Origin of the sequence: Kitasatospora sp. NPDC058063 (assembly GCF_042885395.1) — a bacterium.
Taxonomy (GTDB): domain Bacteria; phylum Actinomycetota; class Actinomycetes; order Streptomycetales; family Streptomycetaceae; genus Kitasatospora; species Kitasatospora lactacystinica.
Map to the genome: position 1 here is coordinate 76770 of NZ_JBHVSD010000001.1, position 18432 is coordinate 95201.

19 protein-coding genes and 1 pseudogene are annotated in these 18432 nt (G+C 73.4%); 9 read left to right on the forward strand and 11 right to left on the reverse strand.

Annotation, left to right across the window (positions count from 1 at the left end; all coding sequences use genetic code 11):
- Window positions 1–9 precede the first annotated feature (9 nt).
- A pseudogene (locus ACFVUY_RS00395) lies at window positions 10–1064 on the forward strand (aldo/keto reductase).
- Window positions 1065–1145: 81 nt separating this feature from the next.
- On the opposite strand, the gene ACFVUY_RS00400 reads toward ACFVUY_RS00395, so the two are convergent.
- Together ACFVUY_RS00400 and ACFVUY_RS00405 are read right to left on the reverse strand one after the other, a co-directional pair.
- Window positions 1146–1715: a GNAT family N-acetyltransferase gene (locus ACFVUY_RS00400; RefSeq protein WP_387726342.1), complete on the reverse strand. Its 570-nt coding sequence runs from the start codon at window positions 1713–1715 to the stop codon at window positions 1146–1148.
- A 23-nt stretch (window positions 1716–1738) separates the two neighbouring features.
- A complete protein-coding gene (locus ACFVUY_RS00405; protein WP_387726345.1) occupies window positions 1739–2629 on the reverse strand; it encodes an NAD(P)-dependent oxidoreductase in 891 nt (296 codons plus the stop codon).
- Window positions 2630–2735: 106 nt separating this feature from the next.
- Between ACFVUY_RS00405 and ACFVUY_RS00410 the strand changes: the two genes are divergently transcribed.
- A complete protein-coding gene (locus tag ACFVUY_RS00410) occupies window positions 2736–3083 on the forward strand; it encodes a winged helix-turn-helix transcriptional regulator (RefSeq protein ID WP_387726348.1) in 348 nt (115 codons plus the stop codon).
- An 11-nt stretch (window positions 3084–3094) separates the two neighbouring features.
- Here ACFVUY_RS00410 and ACFVUY_RS00415 read toward each other — a convergent pair whose 3' ends face one another.
- Both ACFVUY_RS00415 and ACFVUY_RS00420 read right to left on the reverse strand, forming a co-directional pair.
- Window positions 3095–3517, reverse strand: coding sequence for a DUF350 domain-containing protein (locus tag ACFVUY_RS00415; RefSeq protein WP_387693905.1), 423 nt, complete (start codon window positions 3515–3517; stop codon window positions 3095–3097).
- Window positions 3518–3657: 140 nt separating this feature from the next.
- Window positions 3658–4146 (reverse strand): LURP-one-related/scramblase family protein, encoded by a 489-nt coding sequence (locus ACFVUY_RS00420; protein ID WP_387693904.1) that lies wholly within the window; start codon window positions 4144–4146, stop codon window positions 3658–3660.
- Window positions 4147–4274: 128 nt separating this feature from the next.
- Between ACFVUY_RS00420 and ACFVUY_RS00425 the strand changes: the two genes are divergently transcribed.
- Together ACFVUY_RS00425 and ACFVUY_RS00430 are read left to right on the forward strand one after the other, a co-directional pair.
- Window positions 4275–4871, forward strand: a complete 597-nt coding sequence (locus ACFVUY_RS00425; RefSeq protein WP_387726351.1) for a GNAT family N-acetyltransferase — start codon at window positions 4275–4277, stop codon at window positions 4869–4871.
- Between the two features lie 7 nt (window positions 4872–4878).
- Entirely contained in the window at window positions 4879–6714 is a 1836-nt protein-coding gene (locus ACFVUY_RS00430) for an NHL domain-containing thioredoxin family protein (RefSeq protein ID WP_387726354.1), read from the forward strand.
- Between the two features lie 116 nt (window positions 6715–6830).
- Here the strand turns inward: ACFVUY_RS00430 and ACFVUY_RS00435 are convergent, their stop codons facing one another.
- Together ACFVUY_RS00435 and ACFVUY_RS00440 are read right to left on the reverse strand one after the other, a co-directional pair.
- Window positions 6831–8138 carry a M18 family aminopeptidase gene (locus tag ACFVUY_RS00435; RefSeq protein ID WP_387693901.1) on the reverse strand — a complete coding sequence of 436 codons (1308 nt, stop codon included), beginning with the start codon at window positions 8136–8138 and terminating at the stop codon, window positions 6831–6833.
- Window positions 8139–8420: 282 nt separating this feature from the next.
- Entirely contained in the window at window positions 8421–10250 is a 1830-nt protein-coding gene (locus ACFVUY_RS00440; protein WP_387726357.1) for an acyl-CoA dehydrogenase, read from the reverse strand.
- 213 nt (window positions 10251–10463) lie between these two features.
- Here ACFVUY_RS00440 and ACFVUY_RS00445 point away from each other — a divergent pair, with 213 nt between their 5' ends.
- Complete coding sequence (locus ACFVUY_RS00445) at window positions 10464–10967, forward strand: SseB family protein (protein WP_380635241.1); 504 nt, start codon at window positions 10464–10466, stop codon at window positions 10965–10967.
- Between the two features lie 122 nt (window positions 10968–11089).
- Window positions 11090–12049: a pirin family protein gene (locus ACFVUY_RS00450; protein WP_387726360.1), complete on the forward strand. Its 960-nt coding sequence runs from the start codon at window positions 11090–11092 to the stop codon at window positions 12047–12049.
- Window positions 12050–12161: 112 nt separating this feature from the next.
- Here the strand turns inward: ACFVUY_RS00450 and ACFVUY_RS00455 are convergent, their stop codons facing one another.
- Window positions 12162–12983, reverse strand: coding sequence for an integrase (locus ACFVUY_RS00455; protein WP_387693898.1), 822 nt, complete (start codon window positions 12981–12983; stop codon window positions 12162–12164).
- Between the two features lie 203 nt (window positions 12984–13186).
- Between ACFVUY_RS00455 and ACFVUY_RS00460 the strand changes: the two genes are divergently transcribed.
- Window positions 13187–13345 carry a hypothetical protein gene (locus tag ACFVUY_RS00460; protein ID WP_387693897.1) on the forward strand — a complete coding sequence of 53 codons (159 nt, stop codon included), beginning with the start codon at window positions 13187–13189 and terminating at the stop codon, window positions 13343–13345.
- A gap of 77 nt (window positions 13346–13422) precedes the next feature.
- Here the strand turns inward: ACFVUY_RS00460 and ACFVUY_RS00465 are convergent, their stop codons facing one another.
- Together ACFVUY_RS00465 and ACFVUY_RS00470 are read right to left on the reverse strand one after the other, a co-directional pair.
- Window positions 13423–14028 (reverse strand): TIGR03086 family metal-binding protein, encoded by a 606-nt coding sequence (locus tag ACFVUY_RS00465; protein ID WP_387726363.1) that lies wholly within the window; start codon window positions 14026–14028, stop codon window positions 13423–13425.
- Entirely contained in the window at window positions 14025–14891 is an 867-nt protein-coding gene (locus ACFVUY_RS00470) for an alpha/beta hydrolase (RefSeq protein ID WP_387693895.1), read from the reverse strand. Before ACFVUY_RS00470 ends, ACFVUY_RS00465 begins: the two co-directional genes overlap by 4 nt.
- Before the next feature lie 153 nt (window positions 14892–15044).
- On the opposite strand from ACFVUY_RS00470, the gene ACFVUY_RS00475 reads away from it, so the two are divergent.
- A complete protein-coding gene (locus ACFVUY_RS00475) occupies window positions 15045–15686 on the forward strand; it encodes a TetR/AcrR family transcriptional regulator (RefSeq protein WP_387726366.1) in 642 nt (213 codons plus the stop codon).
- On the opposite strand, the gene ACFVUY_RS00480 is transcribed toward ACFVUY_RS00475, so the two are convergent.
- Complete coding sequence (locus tag ACFVUY_RS00480; RefSeq protein WP_387726369.1) at window positions 15683–16993, reverse strand: amidase; 1311 nt, start codon at window positions 16991–16993, stop codon at window positions 15683–15685. The genes ACFVUY_RS00475 and ACFVUY_RS00480 overlap by 4 nt on opposite strands.
- Before the next feature lie 20 nt (window positions 16994–17013).
- Window positions 17014–17244: a hypothetical protein gene (locus ACFVUY_RS00485; RefSeq protein WP_359898022.1), complete on the reverse strand. Its 231-nt coding sequence runs from the start codon at window positions 17242–17244 to the stop codon at window positions 17014–17016.
- Window positions 17245–17427: 183 nt separating this feature from the next.
- Between ACFVUY_RS00485 and ACFVUY_RS00490 the strand changes: the two genes are divergently transcribed.
- Window positions 17428–18366: an LAETG motif-containing sortase-dependent surface protein gene (locus ACFVUY_RS00490; RefSeq protein WP_387726372.1), complete on the forward strand. Its 939-nt coding sequence runs from the start codon at window positions 17428–17430 to the stop codon at window positions 18364–18366.
- The last annotated feature ends 66 nt before the right edge of the window (window positions 18367–18432 follow it).

An 18432-nucleotide genomic window follows, 5' to 3' on the forward strand; every position in this document is an offset into this window, starting at 1 on the left:
GGAATGGCCATGCGCTACCGCGTTCTCGGCGGCACCGGCATCGAGGTGAGCACCTACTGCCTCGGCACCATGATGTTCGGCTCCGTCGGCAACTCCGACCACGACGACTGCGCCCGGATGATCGGCACCGCGGTCGACCGGGGCATCAACTTCATCGACACCGCGGACATGTACTCGGCCGGCGAGTCCGAGGAGATCGTCGGCAGGCACTGGCCGCCCGTGGCGACCGCGACGAGATCGTGCTCGCCACCAAGGTGCACTTCCCGATGGGCGAGGGCCACAACCGGGGCGGCAACTCGCGGCGCTGGATCGTCCGCGAGGTCGAGGAGAGCCTGCGTCGGCTGCGGACCGAGTGGATCGACCTGTACCAGGTCCACCGACCGGACCACACCACCGACATCGAGGAAACCCTCTCCGTCCTCGGCGACCTCGTCCGGGCGGGCAAGATCCGCGCCTTCGGCTGCTCCACCTTCCCCGCCGAGCAGATCGTGGACGCCCACCACGTCGCCGAGCGCCGCGGCCTGCAGCGCTTCCGCACCGAGCAGCCGCCGTACTCGCTGCTCGCCCGGGGCGTGGAGCGCGACGTGCTGCCCGTCGTCCAGCGGCTGGGCATGGGCGCGCTGACCTGGGGCCCGCTCGCCGGTGGCTTCCTGACCGGCCGCTACCGCAAGGACCGCCCGATCGACCTCACCCGGGGCCGGGCCGCCCTCCACCCGCACCGCTTCGACCCGGATCTGCCCACCACGGCGGCCAAGCTGGAGGCCGTCGAGGCCCTCACCGTCCTCGCCGAGGAGCTCGGCCGCACCCTCCCCGAGCTGGCCACCGCCTTCCCGGCGGCCCACCCGGCCGTCACGTCGGTGATCATCGGCCCGCGCACCGCGGCGCAGCTCGAATCGGCCCTCAAGGCCGCCGACCTGGTCCTGGACGACGCCACCCTCGACCGCATCGACGCCATCGTCCCGCCCGGCACCGACCTCTACCGGGCCGACGGCGTCTGGCAGCCCCCGGCCCTCACCAGCCCGGCCCTGCGCCGCCGCCCGGTGTCCGACCGCCCCGCGGCCTGAGCCCCCGGCCCTCCCCTCCCCGTCTCCTCCCGCCTTCCCGGCCTCCGCCCGCCCGGCCACGACGGCCGGGCGGGCCGGAACTCACCCCCTCGGGGCGGCGAAGCAGTGGACGGTGACGGCGCGTCCGGAGGCCCACCGCTGGTCGCCGCCGCCGAGGTGGGTCCAGCCGAGGCGGCGGTAGAGGGCCACGGCGGCGGTGTCGGTGGCGAGCACGTCGAGGACGGGGTGCAGGCCGAGCGCCCGCGCGTGCGCCACGGCGCAGGCCAGCAGCCGGGCGCCGACCAGGTGGCCGCGCGCCCCGGGGGCGACGTAGAGCCGGCCGATCACGGCGGTGAGCTCCGGGCGGCCGCCGGTGCGCCCGCTCCACAGGACGGGGGCGAGGTCGCCCGGGGCGCTGCGGGCCAGGCCGACGTGTCCGCTGAGCCGGCCGTCCGACTCGGCGATCCAGGCGGCGAGCAGGCCGTCCGGGGTCAGCCAGGCGGCGGGGCGGTCGGGCCAGTCGGCGGGATAGCCGTCGACGGTGTGGACGTCGCCCAGCACCCGGACGCAGTCGGCGAGGTCGTCGGCGCGGCGCGGTCTGACGACCACCCCCGCCCCGGCCTGCCCTGGTTCGGACGCGACGACGGTGGCGCGTTCTTCGAGGTCTGCCATGCCGGTACGTTACCGGCCGGCCCTCACCGTCGCAGCAGGTCGACGACCCCGGTCAGGTCCTCGCCGCCGCCACCGAGCTCCAGTCGGCGCTCCATCAACCGGAAGTACGGTTCGAGGAGTTCCGGGCTCACCCGCTGCTCCTCGGCGGTGCGCAGCAGCGTTTCCTTGCCGGCCACCTGCATCGCCAGGTTGGACACCACGTCCCGGGCGTAGTCGCCGCTCTCCAGCTGCGCCGCCGTCCTGGCCACCGAGCCGGACATCGCGGCCAGCCAGTCGCCCAGCAGCGGCGCCAGCCCGCTCGGCGCCACGGCCTCGCCGCGGACCAGCGCGAAGGCGTGCGCGATCCCGGCGAACATCCCGTACATCCCGCTGAGCAGCGCCACGTCGTGCAGCGCCGCGTACCCGGCGTCGGCGCCCACGTAGCGGGTGCCGGCCGGGACGGCGAGGGCGCCCCCGTGCTCCTCGAACAGCTCGGACGAGCCGCTGTAGAACACGTACGCCCCGGCCGCCGGGACGCCGATCATCGGCGGGACGGCCATGATCCCGCCGTCCAGGTAGCGGGCGCCGCGCTCCTCGGCCCAGGCGGCCCGCGCACGGGCCTGCCCGGGAGTGCTGGTGACCAGGTTGACCAGGTCCTTGCCGGTCAGGTCGACGCCGTCCAGCGCCGCCGGCACGGAGGCGTCGTCGAGCAGACAGACGACGACCAGCCGGTTCGCGGCGACGGCCCGCGCGACGGTGGCGGCGACGGTGGCGCCGCGGGCGGCGAGTCCCTCGGCACGGGCGGCGGTGCGGTTCCAGACGGTCAGCGGGTGCCCGGCGGCGAGCCAGGCCTCGGCCAGCGCGGTGCCCATCGCGCCGAGGCCGAGCAGGGTGAGCGGAGCCTTGGGGGTGTTCTCAACGGGGTTGGTTGCCATGGCAGTCAGCCTCCGCGCCGGCCCCGGAAACGATCAAGTACGCACTTCGAAGTGGGTGGTTACCCTGGGGTGAGCATCGAGCTGGCAGGGGCCGGAAGGGGTGGGCATGGCGATCGCACCGAGGCCGGGGGCGCACGTCTGCGGGACCGACGCCGCGATGGACGTGATCGGCGGCAAGTGGAAGGTGTCGATCCTCTGGGCCCTGGGCGAACGCCCGCACTGCCGCTTCGGCGAGCTGCGCCGGCTGCTGCCGGGGATCACCGAGAAGGTGCTGGCCGCGCACCTGCGCGAGATGGAGGCGCACGGCATCGTGCACCGGGAGGCCTACGACGAGGTGCCGCCCCGGGTCGAGTACGCGCTGACCGGGGCGGGAAGCCGCCTCAACACGGCGCTGGGGCCGCTGGGGGACTGGGGGCGGGAGCACGTCCTGGGCGAGGCGCCCCGCCCGGCGTAGCGCGGCCCGGCCTACGCGATCGCGGCCGACACCACCGCCGCCACCGCAATGTTGCAGGCCGCGGACACCCACACCGCCGGGTGCGGCTCCGGATCGACCAGGATCTCGCCGAGCCGGCCCGGCGTCAGCAGGTCCACCAGCCAGAACGCGACGGCCATCAGCACCAGCCCGAGCAGGCCGTAACAGGCCGTCGACACCAGGCCCTTGCCGAAGTCGGCATAGGTGTACATGATCGCGGTGAAGACAATGCCGCCGATGCCGAGCAGGGCGGAGCTGAGCAGGACGGCGGCGTTGCGGTTGCGCTCGACCCAGATCTGCCGGCCGAGCTTGCCGGGCGTCAGCAGGTCGACCAGGCCGATGCCGAGGAGCAGCAGCACCACGCCGAGGGTGCCGTAGGCCGCCGCCGCACCGAGCCCGTGCAGGATGTCGTTCATCGTGGTTCCAGCCCCCGGTCCGCTCACGCCGTCCCCCTCGACCGTGCCGGTCGGGGCCCCCGACCGGCCTGGTCAAGGGTTGGCAAAAGATACCCCACCCGGGTGAGGGGCGGACCGGGGACCGGGAAACCGGGGACGGGTCAGTCCTCCTCCTGCACCAGGTGGTCGACGCAGGCCGCGACGGCCAGCAGCAGCCCGGCGTCCGCGCCGTCCGCGACCTCCACCCCGTAGGTGTCCCGGATCCGGAACCACTTGCGGCTGATCCGGGCCAGCTCGTCGCCGTGCCGGTTCTCGACCCGGTAGTCCTTGTCGATCAGGTTGCCGTGGATCTTCAGCTCGCCGCCGGAGGCCAGCTCCACCAGGTACTTGTCCCGGAACGGGGTGAACAGCTTCTCCCGGACGGTGGCGACCACCTCGCCGTCGGCGTCCTCGATCCTCATCGCGTCGCGGACGGTGAGCATCTTCTCCCGCACCACCGCGACCACCCGCCCGTGCGCGTCCTTCAGCTCGAAGGTGTCCCGCAGCCGCAGGACCTTGCCGTCCACCAGGAACGCCTTGTGCCCCCGGTCGTCCTCGATCCAGTAGTCGTCGCCGACCGCGAACAGCTTCTCCCTGACCAGATACCGCACCGTGCGACCTCCTCCGTGTTGACGTCGCCCCATTCGACCCCGAGCGCCCGGCCGCGGAGAAGCACCGCCACGAAGCACCGGCCGAAAACCCCGTCGCACGGCGGCCGTCGATCCCCTTCAATACCGCCATGCACCCCGACCTCACCAACGGCCTCACCAACGACCTCACCAGCGGCGTCACCAGCGGCCTCACCACCGCCGAGCTGCGCAGCGAGCGCCTCGACCTGCTGCCGATCGCCCCCGGGCACGCCGAGGAGCTGGCGGCCGCGCTCGCCGACCCGGCCCTGCACGCCTTCACCGGCGGCCGCCCGGCCACCGTCGAGGAGCAGCGCGCCCGCTGCGCCCGGCTCGCCGCCGGCTCCCCCGACCCGGCCGAGGCCTGGGGCAACTGGGTGCTGCGGCTGCGCGCCGACGGCGCCCTCACCGGCTACGTACAGGCCACCGTCCGCCCCGACGCCTCCGAGGCCGAGGTCGCCTGGGTGGTCGGCACCCCCTGGCAGCGCCGCGGCCTGGCCACCGAGGCCGCCCGCGCCCTGCTCGCCCACCTCGCCGCCGCCGGCGTCACCACCGCCGCCGCCCACATCCACCCCGACCACCACGCCTCCGCCGCCGTCGCCCGCGCCTTCGGCCTGCGCCCCACCGACCGCACCCAGGACGGCGAGACCCGCTGGCAGTCCGACCTCACCCGGGACGCCCGGAATGCGGGCACCCGGCGTGCGGTTTGATTGACGCATGGCATCTCGTGCACGTGTACGCGCCCCCGAGCTGGTCGGGGCAGGCGGTTGGCTGAACACCGGCGGCAAGGAGCTCGCGCTCGCCGACTTCCGGGGCAAGATCACCATCCTGGACTTCTGGACCTTCTGCTGCATCAACTGTCTGCACGTCCTGGACGAGCTGCGGGAGCTGGAGGAGAAGCACCGCGACACCGTGGTGATCGTCGGGGTGCACTCGCCGAAGTTCGTGCACGAGGCCGACCACCAGGCGGTCGTCGACGCCGTCGCCCGCTACGAGGTGCACCACCCGGTGCTGGACGACCCGGCGCTGGTGACCTGGAAGCAGTACGCCGTCCGGGCCTGGCCGACGCTGGTGGTGATCGACCCGGAGGGCTACGTGGTCGCCCAGCACGCCGGCGAGGGCCACGCCCACGCGCTCGCCCGGCTGGTCGAGGAGCTGGAGGCCGAGCACGCCGCGAAGGGCACGCTGCGCCGCGGCGACGGCCCGTACGTGGCGCCGGAGCCGAGCGCCGGGGACCTCAAGTTCCCCGGCAAGGCGGTCCGGCTGCCGAACGGCCACTTCCTGGTCGCCGACTCCGGCCACCACTCGCTGGTCGAGCTGGCCGAGGACGGCGAGACGGTGGTGCGCCGGATCGGCGACGGGCAGCGCGGCCTGGTGGACGGCGACGGCGCGGACGGCGCCGGCCCGCGGTTCAGCGAGCCGCAGGGCCTCGCGCTGCTCCCCGAGGGCCACCCGTACGACTTCGACGTGGTCGTGGCCGACACCGTCAACCACGCCCTGCGCGGTGTCCGCCTCGCCGACGGCCGGGTGACCACCCTGGCCGGCACCGGCCGCCAGTGGTGGCAGGGCTCGGCCACCGAGGGCCCGGCCCGCGAGGTGGACCTCTCCTCGCCGTGGGACGTCGCCTGGTTCGACGGCCGGGTGTGGATCGCGATGGCCGGCGTGCACCAGCTGTGGTCGTACGACCCGGCCGCCGGCACCGTCGCGGTCGCGGCCGGCACCACCAACGAGGGCCTGGTGGACGGGCCCGCCGCCGAGGCCTGGTTCGCCCAGCCGTCCGGCCTCGCGGTGTCGGCGGACGGCGAGCGACTCTGGGTCGCCGACTCCGAGACCTCCTCGCTGCGCTGGGTTTCACGTGAAACAAAGGCGGTCCGCACCGCCGTCGGCAGCGGCCTGTTCGATTTCGGCCACCGCGACGGCGCGGCCGGTCAGGCCCTGTTCCAGCACCCGCTGGGCGTCACCGTGCTGCCGGACGGCTCGGTGGCCGTCGCCGACACCTACAACCACGCGCTGCGCCGCTACGACCCGGCGAGCGGCGAGGTCAGCACCCTGGCCACCGACCTGCGCGAGCCCTCCGGGGCGGTCCTGGTGGACGGGGACATCGTGGTGGTCGAGTCGGCCCGGCACCGGCTGACCAGGCTGCGGCTGCCGGAGGAGGCGGTGCAGGTCGAGTCGGTGGCGCACCGCACCCGGCGCGCGGCCACCGAGGTCGCCCCGGGCGCCTTCCGGCTGGACGTGGTCTTCGAGGCGCCGAACGGCCAGAAGCTGGACGAGCGTTACGGCCCCTCCACCCGGCTGCTGGTCAGCGCGACCCCGCCCGAGCTGCTGGTCTCCGGCGCGGGCGCGGACACCGACCTCTCCCGTGAACTGGTGCTCTCCGCCGAGGTCACCGAGGGCGTGCTGCACGTCTCGGCGATGGCCGCCTCCTGCGACGACGACCCGGAGATCGAGTACCCGGCCTGCCACGTGCACCAGCAGGACTGGGGCGTGCCGGTGACGCTGGTGGCCGACGGCGCCCGCCGCCTGCCGCTGGTCCTCGCCGGGATGGAGTAACGCCGGACGGCGCGGGACGACGCGCGGCACCGCGGAACGGCGCGGCGCCACTGAACGGCGCGGAACAACGCGAAGGGGCCCGGCGGACGACCGCCGGGCCCCGCTCGCCGCCGTTCTCAGCCCTCCAGGAAGGCCTTGAGCGCGCTCGCCAGCAGGTACGGGTCCTCCGCCCCGCACAGCTCGCGTGCCGAGTGCATGGAGAGCGCCGCGATGCCGCAGTCCACCGTCCTGATGCCCAGTCGCGCCGCCGTGATCGGGCCGATCGTCGTCCCGCAGGGCATGGCGTTGTTGGAGACGAAGCTCTGCCACGGCACGCCGGCCTTCTCGCAGGCGGCCGCGAACACCGCCCGGCCGACGCCGTCGGTCGCGTAGCGGTTGTTGACGTTGACCTTGAGGATCGGTCCGCCGTTCGGCATCGGGTGGTGGCCCGGCTCGTGCCGCTCGCTGTAGTTCGGGTGGACGGCGTGGCCCATGTCCGAGGAGAGGCAGACGGTTCCGGCGAGCGCCCGGGCCCGGTCCTCGGTGGTGCCGCCGCGCGCGTGGATCGTCCGGTCCATGACGTTGCCGAGCAGCGGGCTCTGCGCGCCGGTGTCGGACTCGCTGCCGGTCTCCTCGTGGTCGAAGGCGGCCAGCACCGGGATGTACGGCAGGTCGGCGGCGCCGTCGGCGGTGGCGACGGCGGCGAGCGCGGCGGTGGCCGCGTGCACCGAGAGCAGGTTGTCCAGGCGCGGGGCGGCCAGCAGCTCGCGGTCGCGGCCCAGGTAGGAGGCGGGCTGGACGTCGTGGGTCATGAGGTCCCAGCCGACCACGTCGGAGGCGGCCAGACCGGCCCGCCCGGCGACGTAGGAGATCAGCGCGCCCTCGTCGACCGGGCCGAGGCCCCAGATCGGGGTGAGGTGGCGCTGCTTGTCGAGCTTCATGCCCTCGTTGACCTGGCGGTCCAGGTGGATGGCGAGCTGCGGGACGCGCAGCAGCGGCTCGTCCAGCTGGACCAGCCGGACGGTGCCGTCCTTGAGCGCGAGCCGGCCGGAGAGGCCGAGGTCGCGGTCCAGCCAGGTGTTCAGGGGGACGCCGCCGTAGATCTCCACCGCGACCTGCCGCCAGCCCTCGGAACCGGTGTCCGGGACGGGCTTGACCCGCAGGTTGGGCGAGTCGGTGTGGGTGCCGACGATCCGGAACGGGGTCTCGGGGCCCGCCCCCTGCGGCAGGTACCAGGCGATCAGCGCGCCCCCGCGGATCAGGTAGCGCCCGCCGGCCGCGTCGTCCCACGCGTCCGTCTCGGCGACCTGCCGGAAGCCCGCCTTCTCCAGCCGCTCCGCGGCGCTCGCCACCGCGTGGTACGGCGAGGGCGAGGTACCGAGGAACGCGATCAGGTCGTCGCTGTGCGTCCGGTCGAAAAATGCCTGGCGGGCGGCGGTCGACATACTGCTCCTGGGTCGAGTGAGGGCCGAAGCCGGATGGGGAGTCGACTTCGCACCTGAGCATATGCCCGTACACGGACACGGCATTCGGAACGCCTCGACCGCGAACCGGCCCGCGCGGCCGGTGGTTTCCGTCCTCCGGACCGCGGCCGCGGACACACCGAAGGGCCCGGTGGCAGCCGGGCCCTTCGGTGCGAGGGTGTGTCAGGCGGTTCGATTGCCGGGAGGCTTCCCGCACGGCGCGCCCCGGGAAGGGCGGTGGCGGGTGGCCCCGGGAAGGGTGGCCTAGAAGGCCTCCTCCGCCAGCTCCATGATCTCGTTGTCGATGCCCTCGGCGATCAGTCGCTGCGGGGCGACGGTCGGCAGGACGTTCTTGGCGAAGAAGCGGGCCGCCGCGACCTTGCCCTGGTAGAAGGGGACGTCCTTCTCCGAGGCGCCGGCCTCCAGCTTGGCCAGGGCCACCGCGGCCTGGCGCAGCAGCAGCCAGCCGACCACGACGTCGCCGGAGACCATCAGCAGGCGGGTGGTGTTGAGGCCCACCTTGTACATGTTCTTGACGTCCTGCTCGACCGAGGTCAGGTCGGCGATCAGCTTGCCGACGATGGCCGCCAGGTCGCCGGCGGCCTTGCCGAGCAGCTCGCGCTCGGTCGCCAGGGCGTCGCCGCCCTCGCCCGAGTCGACGAACTTCTGGATCTGCTCGGACAGCGCGGTGAGCGCCTGGCCGCCGTCCTTGACGATCTTGCGGAAGAAGAAGTCCTGGCCCTGGATCGCCGTGGTGCCCTCGTACAGGGTGTCGATCTTGGCGTCCCGGATGTACTGCTCGATCGGGTACTCCTGGAGGTACCCGGAGCCGCCGAAGGTCTGGAGCGACTGGGCGAGCTGCTCGTAGGACTTCTCCGAGCCGTAGCCCTTGACGATCGGCAGCAGCAGGTCGTTGAGGCGCTCGGCGGCCTCGTCGCGCTCGCCGCGCAGCTTGGCGGCCATCATGTCGTCCTGGGTGGACGCGGTGAACAGGACCAGCGCGCGCATGCCCTCGGCGTAGGCCTTCTGGGTCAGCAGCGAGCGGCGCACGTCCGGGTGATGGGTGATGGTGACGCGCGGGGCGGTCTTGTCCAGGAACTGCGATATGTCGGCGCCCTGCACGCGCTCCTTGGCGTACTCCAGGGCGTTCAGGTAGCCGGTGGAGAGGGTCGCGATGGCCTTCGTGCCGACCATCATGCGGGCGAACTCGATGATCTTGAACATCTGGCGGATGCCGTCGACCTTCTCGCCGAGCAGCCAGCCCTTGGCCGGGTGCTTGGCACCGAAGGTCATCTCGCAGGTGTTCGAGGCCTTGAGGCCCATCTTGTGCTCGACGTTGGTGGCGTAGACGCCGTTGCGCTCGCCCAGCTCGCCGGTCTCCCAGTCGAAGTCGAACTTGGGGACGATGAACAGGCCCAGGCCCTTGGTGCCCGGCTTGCCGCCCTCGGGGCGGGCCAGCACCATGTGGATGATGTTCTCGGACATGTCGTGCTCGCCCGAGGTGATGAAGCGCTTCACGCCCTCGATGTGCCAGGAGCCGTCCTCCTGCTGGATCGCCTTGGTGCGGCCGGCGCCCACGTCGGAGCCCGCGTCGGGCTCGGTAAGGACCATGGTGGAGCCCCACAGGCGGTCGGTCATCCGCTTGGCGACCTCGAGCTGCTCCTCGGTGCCCTCCTCGGCGATGACGCCGGCGAAGGCCGGGCCGGAGGAGTACATCCAGATGGCCGGGTTGGAGCCCAGGATCTGCTCGGCGAAGGCCCAGACCAGCGAGTTCGGGGTGACCTGGCCACCGATCGACTCCGGGATGCCCAGACGCCACCACTCGGCGTCCATGAAGGTCTGGTAGCTCTTCTTGAAGGTGGCCGGGACCGGCGCGGTGTTGGTCTCCGGGTCGAACACCGGCGGGTTGCGGTCGGCGTCGGCGAAGGACGCCGCGAGGTCGTTCTCGGCGAGGCGTGCGATCTCGCTGAGGATGTTCTTCGCGGTCTCGACGTCCATGTCCGCGAACGGTCCGGTGCCGTACACCTGCTCGCGGCCGAACACCTCGAAGAGGTTGAACTCCACGTCCCGCAGGTTGGACTTGTAGTGACCCATGGCCGTTATCTCCGGTTCGTCGCTTCCGGGAGACCGCCGCGTTCCGGCGTCCCGTACCCACCAGTAGGCATCATGATGCTACCCAGCGGTAACTTGGGCAAGCCCCCGCCGGTGAATCCGCTATGAACGTGGTCACGTCCCACAGTCGGGGCGGCCACTCCTTGTCAGGATCGATGCCAGCACAAGAGGGTGCGCTCCCGCTAGCCTGTCCGTGTGTACGGATATGACCAGAACACATACCCGGGCGACCCCTACCAGCAGCAGGCGGGACCGCAGCAGGGCATGAACGGCATGCCCGGACCCGACGCCTACGGCGGGCAGTCGCAGCCCCCCCAGCAGTCCCTGTACCCCGAACCCTCGCCGCCCTCACTCGCGGACGCCGTGCGGGCCTTCACCACCGGCTCGATGGCGGTCGAGGACTTCCAGGCGATCTTCATCACCTCGAAGGTGCACTGCCCCCGCGGCGACCGCCCCGGCTTCCTGGCGCTGCACAACACCCCGACGCCGGTGATCCCGATGTTCAGCTCGCTGAAGGAGCTGCGCCGCTACGCGGGCAAGGAGTCCAAGCACTTCACCGTGACCGGCGCCGAGGTCCTGGACCTGCTGCCGACCGGCTACGGCTTCGCGCTGGACATGGAGGGCGAGCACCGGATGGTGTTCGACGCCAAGGCCGTCGAGCAGATGGTCGACTTCACGATGCGCCGGATGTACGGCTGACCCATCCTGGAAGAGGAGCCCCGCTCCTCCGTCACTACATAGTTCAATTTTCAACTTGCTTGTTGTTGAGAATTGAACTAACCTCGTGCACGTAGGCCAGACACCCCCCGAAGGAGGCCGACATGCCCGCCGTGACCGTCGACAACCCGCTGACCCTCCCGCGCGTCACCACGCCGGACCCCGCCGTCACGAGCGCACGGCCGGTCCTCACCGTGGCGACCGCCCCCGAGGGCTTCGAAGGCGAGGGCTTCCCCGTCCGCCGCGCCTTCGCCAAGATCAACCAGAAGTACCTCGACCCGTTCATCATGATGGACCAGATGGGCGAGGTGGATTATGCGGCCGGCGAGCCGAAGGGAACCCCCTGGCACCCGCACCGCGGCTTCGAGACCGTCACGTACATCATTGACGGAACGTTCATCCACCGGGACTCGCACGGCGGTGGCGGCACCATCACCGACGGCGACACCCAGTGGATGACCGCCGGCTCCGGCCTCCTGCACATCGAGAGCCCGCCGGAGTCGCTGGTGAGGTCCGGCGGCCTCTTCCACGGCCTCCAGCTGTGGGTCAACCTGCCCGCCTCGGACAAGATGATCACCCCGAAGTACCAGGACATCCGCGGCGGCAACGTCAAGCTGCTCAGCACCGAGGACGGCGGCGCGCTCCTGCGGGTCATCGCCGGTGAGCTGGACGGCCACCAGGGCCCGGGCACCACCTTCACCCCGATCACCATGATCCACGCCTCGGTCAGCCCCGGCGCCCAGATCACCCTGCCCTGGCGCGCCGACTTCAACGCCCTCGCCTACGGCCTCGCCGGCAACGGCTCGGCCGGCACCGAGCACCGCCCCTTCCACCGGGGCCAGGCCGTCGTCTTCGGCGACGGCGACTCCATCACCCTGCGCGCCGACGAGAAGCAGGACTCCCGCGACAACAACTTCGAGGTCGTCCTCCTCGGCGGCCTCCCGATCCGCGAACCCGTCGCCCACTACGGCCCGTTCGTCATGAACAGCCACCGCGAACTCCAGCAGGCCATGGAGGACTTCCAGGCCGGCCGGCTCGGCACCATCCCCGCCGACGGCCACTGAGGGCCCCGGAGCCGCAACGGCGGAACGGCGGAACGGTCGCAGGTGTCGCCTGCGGCTGTTCCGCCGTTCTGTCGTTCCGCCGTTCTGCCGGCTGTTGCGCCGCCCGGCTCCGCTACAGCAGCGCGTAGAGGGCCGAGGCGTCGTCGTGCGTCTTGCCGCGCGGCCAGCGCTCGCAGCCGGCGTCCGCCCGCTCGACCTCCCGGACCTGGGCGATCAGCTCGCCCGGCCCCGACTCGGCGAGCAGCCGCAGCACGTCGCCCCAACTGCCCAGCCCGAAGCGCTCGGTGTAGCGCGAGGCACCGTCGGTGAGGGCCGCCAGCGCGTGCAGCCGGTCCAGCCGGACGAAGCCGGTCTCGGCGTGCTCGGCCGCCCGGGGACTCGCGGCGGCGATCCACGGGCCGGCGCCCCGGTTGCGGGCGGCGCGTACGGCCATCGCGTACTCCAGGTGCAGCGCGGCCCGCTCGGCCGAGCCGGGGACGGTCTCCCAGACCTGGCGGCGCAGCTCCTCCCCGCCGGGGAAGCGCTGGTTGTCCCCGATCACCTTCGGCGGACCGTCCTTCAACTCCAGCACCAGCAGGGAGTCGCCGAGCACCAGGTACTCCAGCGCCTCGCCGTGCCGCCGGGCCGCGACGACCATCGCGGCGGGGGTGTTGGGGTGGGCGAGGTCGCAGCGGCCGCCGTGCAGCGCGGCCGTCTCCACGATGGCGTCGGCCAGGCACTCGGCGATCGAACGGTCCGCCCGGTCGGTGAGCCGCGCGAGCAGGTGCACGCCCAGCCGGCGCACGTACCAGGCCGTCCCGTGCCGACACCCGGACTCCAGACCGGCCGGCGAGCTCGCGCCGTCCAGCAGGACCAGCGCCTCCGGCGAGGCCGCCACGAAGTCCTCGCTCTCGCGGTCGGGCCGCCGTGCTTCCCCTGCGAGCTGTAGCTGCATCCCGACAGTGTGGCCGCCGCGCGTGGCCCGCGCCCAGACCCGTGCGCCGGTGTGGCGCGGGCCGGGGCGCGACGCCCGGTGGCAGCCGGGGTGATTCGGCCATACCGTCGGACTGTGACCGGACGATTCGGCCAATCGGAGCGGGCCGGGTTTGGGATCACCTTCGGGTGTCCGGGCCGCCCGCGACTGACGAGGAGCGGAAGATGTTCTGGGAGTTCATCGTGTTGGTGGCCGCCTCGCTCGGCTTCCCGACCGCCGCCCTGCTCTTCCTGATCGGCGGGCCGCGCTTCCCCGACGAGCAGCGCGGCCCCGACACCCGGGGCGCCGGGGCCCGGGGCACCGGCGCCACCCGGGCGTCCTAGGGTTTCCGGGATCCCCTGCGTCCCGGAGGCCCTGAGCCCGTAAGGCCCTGCAGACCCGCGCCCCGCGCCCCGCGCCGCTACGGCTTCCAGGCCGGGTCGCGGCCGAGCAGCGCCAGGGCGCGGGCGAACCGCCCGCCGCCGCCGGGTTCGAGCCCAGGGCCGAAGGCCCGGCCGGGCGCCCGGTGCTCCTCGGTGTTCGGGACGGCCTCGGTCACCGTCAGCAGCGCGGCGGCCAGCGCGTCGTCGCCGTCCACCGCCGCGACCAGACCGTCCGCGGTGCCGAGCACGGCGGCGACGTCCCAGCCGTGCACCAGGGTGTCCAGCAGGTGGAAGCCCACCGCCTGAGTGAACGGGAACGGGTCGGCGTCGCGGATCTCGGGCAGCCAGAGCGGCCGGCCCTCGGCGGCGGCCGCCCGGAAGGCCTCGACGAGGTCGGTGCCGGTACGGCGGAACGCGCCCGCCGGGTCGGCGCCGAGCGGGGCGTCCGCGAACAGTGCCAGGTCGGGCCCGGCACCGCGGGCGGCCGCGGCGAAGCCCTGGTGCTGGCCGACGCAGTGCTCCAGCAGCTTGCGCAGCGTCCAACCGGCGCAGGGGGTGGGCAGGTCGAGTTGGTCCGGCCGTAGGCCGTCCACCACCTGGACGGCCAACTCCATGGCTTGTGCGTGCAGTTCGACGATCTTCATGCGACAGCGACCTCCCGGCCGGCAGAGATGAATCCGATCACCTGATCAACGACTGTCGGCTCCGCGATGATCCTGCGGTGGCCGAGCCCCTGAGTGACCACCAGGTCCAGCCGCTCCCCGTACGCCCTTCGCAGCCGCTGCGCCTCGCTCGGCGGGACGATGCCGTCGCCCTCGTCGTGCACCACCAGCACCGGCCCGGCGACCGACTCGACCCGGCGCGCCGCGTCGTAGCGTTCCCAGCCCCCGGCGTCCCCGCCGAACAGCTCCCGCTCGATCCGCTCCCGCAGTGCCCGCTCGACCTCGGCGTTCAGCCCGAGCCCGGCACAGAACGCGGCCGGGAAGAAACCGACCCGGGACACCCCGGAGACGGCCGCCAGCCGCCCGGCCCGCAGGCCGTCGGCCAGCGCCCCGAAGGCCGCGCAGACGCCGAGCGAGTGCGCCACCACCGCCTCGAACGGCCCGTACCGCTCCTGGAGTTGCAGCGCGAGCTCGCGGTACTCCAGCACGCTGGTGGTCCGGCCGCCGGAGTCGCCGTGGCCCGGCGCGTCGAAGGCGACGGCGCTCAGCCCGAGCGCCCGCAGCCGGGGCACGTACGGGGCGAACCGGGAGGCCCGGGAGCGCCAGCCGTGCAGCAGCAGGACCGGCCGCTCGCCGCTCCCCCAGCGGTAGCCGACCACCGGTTTGCCGCCCACGGCGAGCCGCTCGGTGACCGCCCGCCCGTGCACCTCCCGTTCCGAGTCGCGCACCCGGCTGCGCCGCACCGGGTGCATGAACAGTTCGAAGGCGGCCCGCCCGGCCAGGCCGGGAGCGATCCGGGCCGTGGGGTTGAGGGTCGTACGGATCAGTGCCTGAACCGGGTCCATCGGATCTCCCTGCTCTCCGCGCTCCTTGTCACGCCTCGCTCGCGCCGAGATATTAGCACGACCGTTCGTGCAGTTTTCAGGAGCTTTCCGAGGCCCCCGAGGTCCACGCACTACCCTGGGCGGCACGCACGACGAGCAGAACAGGGGCGGACGATGGCCGGACCGACCACCGACGGACGGGTCCTGCGCGGCGAGGAGACCCGCCGGGCGGTGCTGCGCCGCGCCGTCTCCATCGCCTCCGTCGAGGGCCTGGACGCGCTCTCCATCGGCCGCCTCGCCACCGACCTCGGACTCAGCAAGAGCGGCGTCTTCGCCGGCTTCGGCTCCAAGGAGGAACTGCAGCTCGCCACCGTCCGGGCCGCCCGCCGGATCTTCGCCGACGCCGTCGTCGCCCCGATCGCCGACGTCCCGCCCGGCCTCGCCCGGGCCCGCGCCCTCTGCGAGAGCTGGCTCGCCTACTCCCGCGCCCGGGTCTTCCCCGGCGGCTGCTTCTTCTACGAGGTCACCGCCGAGTTCGACGCCCGCCCCGGCCCCGTCCGGGACGCCCTGGCCGGCTGCGCCCGGGAGTGGTCCGACACCGTCGTCGAGGCCCTCGGCGCCGCCCGGGCCACCGGTGGCCTGCGCCCCGACACCGACCTCGGGGACCTCGCCTTCGCCCTGATCGCGGTCCTGGAGACGGCCAACTCCCAGGCCGTGCTGCACGACGAGGACGCCCCGTACGAGCGGGCCGGCCGCCTGCTGCTGCGCCTGCTGCGCGCCGAGGCCACCGACCCGGCCGACCCGGCGCTCGCCTAACGCCCCGCCAGCACCCCTTCGATGAAGGCAGCCTGGGCCAGCAGCCGCTCGTCGCCGCCCGCCGCGCCGACCACCTGGAGCCCCAGCGGCAGCCCCTCCGCGGTCCGCCCGGCCGGCAGGCTCAGCGCGGGCCGCCCGAGGAAGCTCCACGGCAGGGACATCACCGCGTCCCCGGTGCTGTGCAGGCCCTCCGGCGCCCCGCCGGTCGCCGAGGGCGCCAGCCACAGGTCCACCCCGGCCGCCGCACCCGCCGCGGCCACCCGTTCGACCAGCCGCTCCCGGAACCGCAGGGCGGCCTCCCGGTCCTCGGCCGCGACGGCCCGGCCGGCCCGGATGCCCGCCACCGTCTCCGGCCGGTAGAGCCCGCCGAAGCGGGCGAACCAGTCGGCGTGGCTGCGGGCCAGCTCGAAGCGGTTGACCGTCTGCAGCCGCCGGGTGATCCCGGCGAAGTCGGGGAACAGCTCGACCCGGCGCACCGTGAACCCGGCCCGCGCCAGCCGCGCCAGCTGTTCCTCGAAGGCCTGCAGCGCGGCCGGTTCGGCGTGCTCCAGGTACGTGCCGTCCGGCACCCCGAGCACGGGTCCGGGCGCCTCGCCGCGCTCCGGCCGCCAGTCGTCGCAGAGCAGCGGGGCCACCAGGGCGGCGCCCGCCAGATCGGCGGTGAAGGTCCCCAGGGTGTCGAAGCTCGGCGCGTTCGGAATCACTCCCGCGATCGGGATCCGCCCGTACGTCGGCCGGAAGCCCACCACCCCGCAGTACGCGGCCGGGCGGACCACCGAGCCGACCGTCTGGGTGCCGATCGCCAGCGGCACCAGCCCGGCCGCGACCGCCGCCGCCGAACCGCTGCTGGAGCCGCCCGGGGTGTGCCCCGGACGGTGCGGATTGCGGGTCGGACCCGGGGCGCTCGCGGCGAACTCGGCGGTCACCGTCTTGCCCGCGACCAGCGCCCCCGCCGCCCGCAGCCGGTCCACCACCACGGCCTGCGGCCCGGCCAGCACACCGGGCGGCAGCGCCGAACCGCCGTGCGTGGGCAGCCCGTCCACGCGCACGATGTCCTTGACGCCCACCGCCACCCCGTACAGCGGCGGCCTCCCGTCCGGCTCCGGGTACCTCGCGGCCAGCTGCCGCGCCTGCGCCCGCAGCCGCTCGTGCCGGCCGGGCTCCGGCACGAACGCGTGGATCAGCGGGTCCACCCGCTCGACCAGGGCGCACAACCGGTCGACGTACTCGGACAGTTCCGGCACACCGGCGCGCAGCCCGGCGGCCTCGTCGGTCAACGGCCGCGGCCGGACGAGGGGTTCCTCCATGCCGAGCACGGTAGCGCCGTTTACGGGTGCTCGGCCGCCAGGTACGGCGCCTCGCGCAGGAAGTACGCCCCGCAGGTGTGGCAGCACAGCTCCGGAGTCTTCCCCCAGTCCACCGCCGACCGCACCCGCGCCTGCGGATCGAGTTCGCGGCCGCACATCGCCACGCTCTCCTCACCCCGGACCACGTGCCACAGCCGCACCCCGCCGGCCTCGCCGCCGGCGCCGTACTCGGCTCGCATCTGGTGCATCATGCCCCCCATCGTCCGACCGCCGCGCGCGCCCGGCAACCGGAGGACGGCAGAGCGTCCCCTGGTCGAAATCCGGCCACAGCAGCACGGTAGGGTGCGCGGTCGCGACCAGTGCCAACGGCTCGGCCATGGCCTCAATTCGCCTGATTTCAGCCAAATTTCATCCAAAAATGGGGGACCTTCACCATGCGCAACTCCCGACTCCTGGCCGCGTCCACGCTGGTGGCACTCTCGCTCGGCGCCACCGTCTGCGCCACCACCGCCGGTGCCGTGGGCATCACCGCCTCTCCGAGCGCCGGTGCCACGGCCACTCCGTCGGCCTCCGCCCCGCCGAGCACCGGCGCCACCACCCCCGGCACCCCGGCCCCGACGGCCACCGCCAGGCCGACGAACCTGCCGACCCGGCCGGTGCCGGCGCCGACCGGCGACAACCGCTGCCACGGCGGCGTCTACCAGAGCAACCTGCTCAAGGTCACCGGCACCGGCCTGTACGGCACCACCCTGGTCAAGGGCGGCCAAGCCGCCGAGATGACCATGACCTGGGAGAACAAGAGCGGCGTCGACCTCCCCGTCGTCCACAACTCCCTCTACGTGACCGATGAGTTCGGGGACCGTCCGGTCCAGTGGAGCACCGAGTTCTTCGACGTCCAGCTGGACACCGGGTCCGGCTGGAAGCCCGCCAAGCTCGACGACCGGGCCCTGCTGGCGCCCGAGTTCAAGCTGGCCAAGGGCGAGAAGATCACCTACAAGGTCCGGATCGCCGCCACTGCCAAGGCCCTGGTCGGTCACTACGGCGCCAACTACGAAGCCGGCTCGGACGCCTTCGACAACGACAAGGTCCCGACTCCGGCCAACAACAAGCCGCAGGCGTGCACCCAGTTCCTCGACGACTACCTGGGCGAGTTCAACGTGGGCGAGGCCGGTGCCACGACGGCCACCACCGCCCCGGCCACCACCGCTCCGGGCGCCACCGCGTCCCCCTCGCCCTCCGGCGGCCCGCACCTGGCCGAGACCGGCTCCAGCTCCAACACCCTGCCGATCGCCCTCGGCGGCGCGGCCGTCCTGGCCGTCGGCGCCGGCACCCTGGTCGCCCTGCGCCGCCGCAAGCCGGCCACCCGGAGCTGACCCCGCCCCGGTCGACCCCGAGGGGCGCGGGCCCACAGCCCGCGCCCCTCGTCGTCTCCGGCCCCC

Excerpts from the sequence above, each read along its gene's own strand:
- ACFVUY_RS00435 (WP_387693901.1), bottom strand. The coding sequence starts at position 8,138 with ATGTCGACCGCCGCCCGCCAGGCATTTTTCGACCGGACGCACAGCGAC.
- ACFVUY_RS00490 (WP_387726372.1), top strand. The coding sequence starts at position 17,428 with ATGCGCAACTCCCGACTCCTGGCCGCGTCCACGCTGGTGGCACTCTCG.
- ACFVUY_RS00415 (WP_387693905.1), bottom strand. The coding sequence starts at position 3,517 with ATGAACGACATCCTGCACGGGCTCGGTGCGGCGGCGGCCTACGGCACC.
- ACFVUY_RS00470 (WP_387693895.1), bottom strand. The coding sequence starts at position 14,891 with ATGGACCCGGTTCAGGCACTGATCCGTACGACCCTCAACCCCACGGCC.
- ACFVUY_RS00465 (WP_387726363.1), bottom strand. The coding sequence starts at position 14,028 with ATGAAGATCGTCGAACTGCACGCACAAGCCATGGAGTTGGCCGTCCAG.
- ACFVUY_RS00405 (WP_387726345.1), bottom strand. The coding sequence starts at position 2,629 with ATGGCAACCAACCCCGTTGAGAACACCCCCAAGGCTCCGCTCACCCTG.
- ACFVUY_RS00440 (WP_387726357.1), bottom strand. The coding sequence starts at position 10,250 with ATGGGTCACTACAAGTCCAACCTGCGGGACGTGGAGTTCAACCTCTTC.
- ACFVUY_RS00430 (WP_387726354.1), top strand. The coding sequence starts at position 4,879 with ATGGCATCTCGTGCACGTGTACGCGCCCCCGAGCTGGTCGGGGCAGGC.
- ACFVUY_RS00460 (WP_387693897.1), top strand. The coding sequence starts at position 13,187 with ATGTTCTGGGAGTTCATCGTGTTGGTGGCCGCCTCGCTCGGCTTCCCG.
- ACFVUY_RS00485 (WP_359898022.1), bottom strand. The coding sequence starts at position 17,244 with ATGATGCACCAGATGCGAGCCGAGTACGGCGCCGGCGGCGAGGCCGGC.
- ACFVUY_RS00475 (WP_387726366.1), top strand. The coding sequence starts at position 15,045 with ATGGCCGGACCGACCACCGACGGACGGGTCCTGCGCGGCGAGGAGACC.
- ACFVUY_RS00400 (WP_387726342.1), bottom strand. The coding sequence starts at position 1,715 with ATGGCAGACCTCGAAGAACGCGCCACCGTCGTCGCGTCCGAACCAGGG.
- ACFVUY_RS00450 (WP_387726360.1), top strand. The coding sequence starts at position 11,090 with ATGCCCGCCGTGACCGTCGACAACCCGCTGACCCTCCCGCGCGTCACC.
- ACFVUY_RS00480 (WP_387726369.1), bottom strand. The coding sequence starts at position 16,993 with ATGGAGGAACCCCTCGTCCGGCCGCGGCCGTTGACCGACGAGGCCGCC.
- ACFVUY_RS00455 (WP_387693898.1), bottom strand. The coding sequence starts at position 12,983 with ATGCAGCTACAGCTCGCAGGGGAAGCACGGCGGCCCGACCGCGAGAGC.
- ACFVUY_RS00410 (WP_387726348.1), top strand. The coding sequence starts at position 2,736 with ATGGCGATCGCACCGAGGCCGGGGGCGCACGTCTGCGGGACCGACGCC.
- ACFVUY_RS00425 (WP_387726351.1), top strand. The coding sequence starts at position 4,275 with ATGCACCCCGACCTCACCAACGGCCTCACCAACGACCTCACCAGCGGC.